This is a genomic window from Acetobacterium bakii (genome assembly GCF_001263355.1).
GTDB lineage: Bacteria > Bacillota > Clostridia > Eubacteriales > Eubacteriaceae > Acetobacterium > Acetobacterium bakii.
Map to the genome: position 1 here is coordinate 1 of NZ_LGYO01000085.1, position 2,738 is coordinate 2,738.

The 2,738-nt window shown below is 40.4% G+C and carries 3 protein-coding genes and 1 rRNA gene; 2 read left to right on the forward strand and 2 right to left on the reverse strand.

All coding sequences use genetic code 11. From position 1 onward, the window contains the following. The first annotated feature begins 317 nt into the window (after window positions 1-317). A 5S ribosomal RNA gene (rrf, locus tag AKG39_RS19145) occupies window positions 318-434 on the forward strand. A gap of 495 nt (window positions 435-929) precedes the next feature. Here rrf and AKG39_RS19150 read toward each other — a convergent pair. After that, window positions 930-1,424, reverse strand: coding sequence for a QueT transporter family protein (locus tag AKG39_RS19150; protein WP_050742009.1), 495 nt, complete (start codon window positions 1,422-1,424; stop codon window positions 930-932). Window positions 1,425-1,754: 330 nt separating this feature from the next. After that, on the reverse strand, window positions 1,755-2,147 hold the full coding sequence (locus AKG39_RS19155; RefSeq protein WP_050742010.1) for a pyridoxamine 5'-phosphate oxidase family protein: 393 nt from the start codon (window positions 2,145-2,147) through the stop codon (window positions 1,755-1,757). 125 nt (window positions 2,148-2,272) lie between these two features. Here AKG39_RS19155 and AKG39_RS19160 point away from each other — a divergent pair, with 125 nt between their 5' ends. Continuing rightward, a complete protein-coding gene (locus tag AKG39_RS19160; protein ID WP_083439681.1) occupies window positions 2,273-2,665 on the forward strand; it encodes a winged helix-turn-helix transcriptional regulator in 393 nt (130 codons plus the stop codon). Window positions 2,666-2,738 lie beyond the last annotated feature (73 nt).

Consider the following 2,738-nt stretch of genomic DNA (forward strand, 5'->3'; position numbering starts at 1 on the left):
ATTTTTTTCTCCCCTTTTCTCCTCCCTTCTTTCTCTTCTTTCCTTCTAATTCTTTCTCCTTCTTTTTCTTACCTTTACTATTCTTCCTATTTCTTGATCCAACCGTGTTTACACTATGCTGTTTTGAATGATCGTCCGGGTTTTCGTAGAAAACCCGTATTGAGCAAAGCGAGAGCGTGCGAAAGATGACGAGCGTTCGGCATTTTTTAAGATTTCTTATCCGACTCCGGATAAGAAATCTTAGAAAATACCATCCCTTAAAAAGATCATGAATACACTATGTTTCATGCAATCATAATTTAATAGTTTTTAATTAGTCTCGCGACGATGGCGGAAGGGCTACACCTGTTCCCATACCGAACACAGCAGTAAAGTCTTCCAGCGCCGAAAGTACTTGGTGGGTAACTGCCTGGGAGGATAGGACGTTGCGGGACTTTTTTTTGCGCGAAAAATGAAGACGTGCAAAAAAACAGATCTATGATCATAGATCTGTTTTTTATAGGGCGAAGCCCGCGACGAAGGCGCAGCGTAGCGGAGACTGAGTTGCACGTCTTCGTTTTTCAAACCAACGTCGGTTTAAAAGATGGTTGTTAGACGAATCCTTAAAATCAAGTGTTACATAGCTATTTTTTTATGGGGCGTAGCCCCACAACGGAGGCGCAGCAGAGCGGAGACGGAGTTCCAGCCCGGCTTAAACCGAGCGTAATTTAAAACAGTTGTCCAGGCGCTAGCTGCGACGGAGTTGCACGTCTTCATTTAACGGCAGTCATGCTGCGAGTCATTTAGACGAACGCAGTGTAAGTTCACTTGGGTTTTTATACCTTCTTTATTTTTTTAGCCAGGAGCCATCTGGCGACTGGCGCGACGACGGCGCAGCGCTAGCTGCGACTGAGTTGCACATCTTCACTTCAACGGCAGCAGATATCATATTAACTTTGATGAAAAATAACCCGACGTTTGTCCAGGGCAAAGTACAAAACTGAGCCTAAAACAACACATGAGATCACTTCACCAATACCCACAGTTGCCATCATGACAGGGATTGATAAGGGGATGCCGTAACTGAATTTTAAAATAAATGGTACTATGATCATATTAACAACAACTGGCGGAAGGGTAACCAGAAGCGGGTATTTGTGGTTTCTCAGCTGATAACTGAAAACCGCTGCAATGAGGGTTGCCAGGCTGCCAAAGACAATATCGATCAAAGTACATCCGGTTAAGAGATTGCTCAGTAAACAGCCGAGAAAAAGGCCTGGTATGGCTGCCGGTGTAAAGGCAGGCAGGATACAGAGCATTTCTGAGAGTCGAATTTGGATTTCACCGCTGGCCAAACCCAGTGAGCTGGACACAAAGGTCAGAACCACATACATTGCAGCAATAACAGCCGCCTGGGTAACAAAGAGAACACTGATTTTTCGCATAAAAAAAACTCCTTTAGTTTTGATTTACGTGTGGAAGGTCACGAACACACGAAGAATTAACTGAACATTAATGATCAGTCCAGTTATTATTACTATAATGGATATATGCGGAAAATGCAAGAAAAAAGGGTAAGTGTTGCAAAGAAAAAAGAAACGCTTAAAAAGGACTCAGCAATTTGAGCATCATGAAACTAGATCTTATAACATAAGTTGATTATTTTCTCCGGTAATGAAACAGAAATTAACAGTCATAATCGATTCTGACAGTCGGAAAATAACATTAGAAGGGGTTATGCATTAAGCATAACCCCCTTAAGATGAAAGCGTAAATTATAGAGTAACCTGGTGATGTTCGCCGGTCATGGTATTAAAATCGGCAATACCATCTTCAATGGCGATGATTTCAAATGATCCATCTCCAACCGAATACATACCAGATAGCATTGGCATAACCGCTAAGGCTTTTGCCTGGGATTCAGGTGTGGTACAAACAACTGCATTTCCTTGAAGTCGCATCCATTTGGCACCTTTTGAAGAACAGATTTCAACAGATGGGTTCGATTTAATCTGACTGAAAAATGGTTTTTTATTACTGGTGCAGATACAAAGTTTGCCTTCATAATCCATTACAAATCCAAAAGGGCGGACCTTTGGTTTAGCGCCATCGACGGTACTGATAAAAAACACACCGCATTCATTTAAATAACTAATTACTTCGTTCATTTTTACCTCCTGATAAATATTGATTTATTTTGTTGGATCTTGTATGATTATAACAATAAAAGAATATAAAACAAGTAGGCATAAATTAGTGACTTACTATGAAATTTCTGAGTAATGGAGAAATAATGAAAGACAATCATTGTATAAACGGAGAAAGCTGCCCGATTGCGAAGGGCGATTCTGGTAATGACAAACATTGTAGCAATCCTGGGTGTACGGTTACCTATGCACTTAAGTTAATTGATGGAAAGTGGAAATTACCGATAATCTGTACATTAGGTGAGCAAACGGTCCGTTATAATGAATTAAAGAGGCAGATCAAGGGGATAACCAGTATGATGCTAACCAGTTCATTAAAGGAATTAGAAGAGTGTGGTATTGTCCATAGGAAAGCATATAACGAGGTACCGCCCAAAGTTGAATATTCTTTGACAAAAGAAGGAATGAGCCTGACTCCGATTCTATTTAATTTGGGTTTATGGGGACAAGATTTAAAATGTAATGAAAGGTCGGAGTAGAAAATCGCGTCAGATTTTAAATTATAAGAGAACACTGTCATTTAAATAAAATAAAAAAGGCATTGACAGCCGG